The organism is Paenibacillus sp. 102 (assembly GCF_039549175.1).
Classification (GTDB): Bacteria; Bacillota; Bacilli; order Bacillales; family Bacillaceae_G; genus Bacillus_A.
In genome coordinates this window covers 1-3,212 of sequence record NZ_JBCGHT010000051.1, presented here as the reverse complement: position 1 = coordinate 3,212, position 3,212 = coordinate 1, and the positions used below count along the sequence as shown (strand labels likewise).

2 protein-coding genes, 1 rRNA gene and 1 pseudogene are annotated in these 3,212 nt (G+C 35.3%); 2 read left to right on the top strand and 2 right to left on the bottom strand.

Features of this window, described 5'->3' with window-relative positions; genetic code table 11:
- Positions 1-9 precede the first annotated feature (9 nt).
- Positions 10-125, top strand: a 5S ribosomal RNA gene (rrf, locus tag AAIE21_RS29155).
- 68 nt (positions 126-193) lie between these two features.
- Here the strand turns inward: rrf and AAIE21_RS29150 are convergent.
- Entirely contained in the window at positions 194-466 is a 273-nt protein-coding gene (locus tag AAIE21_RS29150) for a hypothetical protein (protein WP_343269868.1), read from the bottom strand.
- A gap of 387 nt (positions 467-853) precedes the next feature.
- Positions 854-1,479 (bottom strand): annotated as a pseudogene (locus tag AAIE21_RS29145) (IS200/IS605 family accessory protein TnpB-related protein); the annotation flags it as partial.
- A gap of 151 nt (positions 1,480-1,630) precedes the next feature.
- Here AAIE21_RS29145 and AAIE21_RS29140 point away from each other — a divergent pair.
- Entirely contained in the window at positions 1,631-2,569 is a 939-nt protein-coding gene (locus tag AAIE21_RS29140) for a DMT family transporter (RefSeq protein WP_343269867.1), read from the top strand.
- Positions 2,570-3,212 lie beyond the last annotated feature (643 nt).

Sequence of the window (3,212 nt, the reverse complement as noted above, 5' to 3'; positions counted from 1 at the left end):
CTTCATCAGTTTGGTGATGATGGCAGAGAGGTCACACCCGTTCCCATACCGAACACGGAAGTTAAGCTCTCTAGCGCCGATGGTAGTTGGGACCTTGTCCCTGTGAGAGTAGGACGTCGCCAAGCAACTTTTAGACGAGTCAGAATGACTCGTCTTTTTTGTGTTTTTATATACTGCTGTTAAAGTCGGAAACTTAATTGACTTCTGTTGCTTCTTTCGGCAGGATGTCACGTTCAATTCGATTTTTTACTAAATTATTAAATGAATTAAGGTTCGCTAAAGAATTCCCAGGACTAATTTTAGGAACAATGATACCTTTATAATTTGGATTATTCTTAATGATTTCGGTCAACGAATCTTTCATGATCTTTCGTTTGCTTTCTTCAACTGTTGCTACTATATTACTACTGGAGCTCTCAAAACTTTTCGGTATTGTAAATGACACGTTTTCTTTCAATATCTTCATGAAAACCTCTATACTTATAGTAGACTTTAAAGTATTCGGCATCTGTGTAAAATGATTTTGCTTGGAGTTGGGGAAATGTCTTATCAGTTCAGAAAATAATACTTATTGAACTACCACCACCTACCTCTAAACGAGCTTGAGGTGGGAGATTCTCCTGCTTCTGCTAGGGCAAAAACAGTTCCTCTTGTTCAACAAAGAGGATACAACGATATAGAAGTTCGGTAGTGTCCTTAAGACGACCTATCCTATCTCCTGAGGAAAAAATAAAACAGGTATAGCTACCTTTTTCTTATATCGAGGCGTAAAACACTTTGTCATGCATCTAGTTCCTAGACTTGTTATCTGCTCTGGTAATAAGCGTAAGAGACTGGGACAAGGCGTTCTTTTTTATGATGCAAGTAGTTTTGCTAGTTTTTTCTTTTCACTTTCAAATAAGTCTAATCGCTCGATTTGTAAGGCTTCTTTCGGTCGATCTACATTATATAACTGATAGAAATGATGTACGCGAATATCCAATCGATTATTCAGTTGATGCCAATGGCTCCAGTGATGTGCGTCTTTCTTTGAAATATACGGCTACAGAGCCCGAGGTGTTTTTTTCTTTATACCCTAACCCATGGTATCCAATCGTAAAAGCTGCGGATTGATGAATAGAGATACCGAATTTCCGCATATATTTCATCTTTCCGGAAATCGAAGTGTAAGCAGGATTCACTTGAAAGATAGCCACACCCCTTTTATCTGCACGGCTGAGAATCGCACTTGTCATCTTCTCATAAGCGAACATACTCTTCATTCGATTTACTTACTTACTTACTTACTTACTTACTTACTTACTTACTTACTTACTTACTTCCATAACGATCCCCTGTTTTCGATTGAGTCGTACCTAACTTCTCTATGACAATCGGCTTATTACACGGCTCCGCTAAGTCGACTAAGCGAATGGCTTCCACTTCGATGATTTTTGTGATTTGTCCTGTAGATTTACCCATGATAGAAAATTGAAGGGAAAATATACTTTAATGAAACAATATGTATGAAAAGAGTTTAGTGGTTTTCCTTGCTGATTATTACTAATTGAAATTACAAGCATATTCAACAAGGAAAATCACTAAAAAGATATAATACATAATATATCTTTTTGAATGGGTGTGGAGATTTATGAAAGAGATAAGTATGTTACTAGTAGCGATTATACTATGGGGAATAGCGATTGCTCCGACAAAATGGGCATTAGAGTCAATTCAACCATTCACCTTGTTATTTCTTCGTCTTTGCTTTGCTGGCGGGATATGCCTATTGTTTTCTTTTCCGCAGTTACGAAAAAGTATTGTTAATAGGGATATTCCGTGGAAACGGATAAGCTTATTATCTTTTACTGGCGTGGCGGGATACTTTATGTTTACCTCGTATGGGATTTCTTTAACAAGTGGACTACATGTTAGCATCATTGATGCTGCTTTACCTTTAGTTACAATTATTTTCTCGGCACTGTTTTTAAAAGAAAAGATTCAGTTAAACTATTGGATTGGAATTATATTAGGTTTTATAGGAGTAATATGTATTACCATTCCATCTGGTAATGATAATCAAAGTGCTTCTCTAGTTGGGGATATATTTATTTTATTAAGTACCTTTTTATTTGCGCTCTATACTGTATTATTAAAAAGACCAAAACAAGAAAAGAATCTATCAAATGAAGTATTTACAACATTAACATTAATCATTGGAGCCACCATCCTCTTTCCCTTTGCTACTATTGAAACGGTTTACTATGGTTTACCTCAAATAGATACATGGAAAATTGCTCTTAGTTTTATGTACCTCGTTGTTTGTGCAACAATTCTTGCTTATTGGCTTTGGAATAAAGCGCTAGAAAAGGTTTCGGCATCAGTAAGTGGGGTGTATCTAAATGCTTTACCACTCATAAGTATTATTGCTTCGGTTATTCTATTAAATGAATCTTTAACGTGGAAGATTTTAACAGGTGGCTGTCTAGTTTTATTTGGGGTGGTTTGGGCAGATAAAGATAAATTATGTGTTCTAATAAAATCTGTAGATCGAAAGATGAAAGAAGATAGAAAATATGAAACATATTAATACAGGAATGTAAAAAGAGGGTGTGTGATTCATGGAATACGACACCCTCTTTTTAGTTGGTTTATAGGAAAATACAGTGAGATTAGAGAACATGCATAATGACATTTTTATGTATTGTATTCATAGTAGTGAATAAAAGGATGGTACTCTAAAGTTGTTTCTGTTGTGCTTAAAGGAACAACATGCTACTGAATTAAGTCTTTAATCTATAGTTGTAAGATAAAGAATATACGAGGTTATTTATAGATCGAACTTAATGTAGTTGAATAATAGGAAGGGGTAATAATCAGGGGGATGAAGAAACTCCCACTGATTAAAGCTTCACTTTATGGGAGTTTATATAGTGACTGACGAATAAAAAACTTTAAATTTATTTAATAAAAATTATTGACTATTACTATATAGAGGTGTAATATAGGACAAGTCGCCGATAGCAACAACGCAGAACGCGACAAACGAAATAAAAAACTTAGTTGACATTGAAACAACGAAGTGTTAACATAAGGGAGTCGCAAATGAGCGGCAAACGAGTTCTTTGAAAACTGAACGAAACAAACAATGTGCAACGTCAATTTTTATTTTTATGATGCTAGACAAACTAACTTTATTGGAGAGTTTGATCCTGGCTCAGGATGAACGCTGG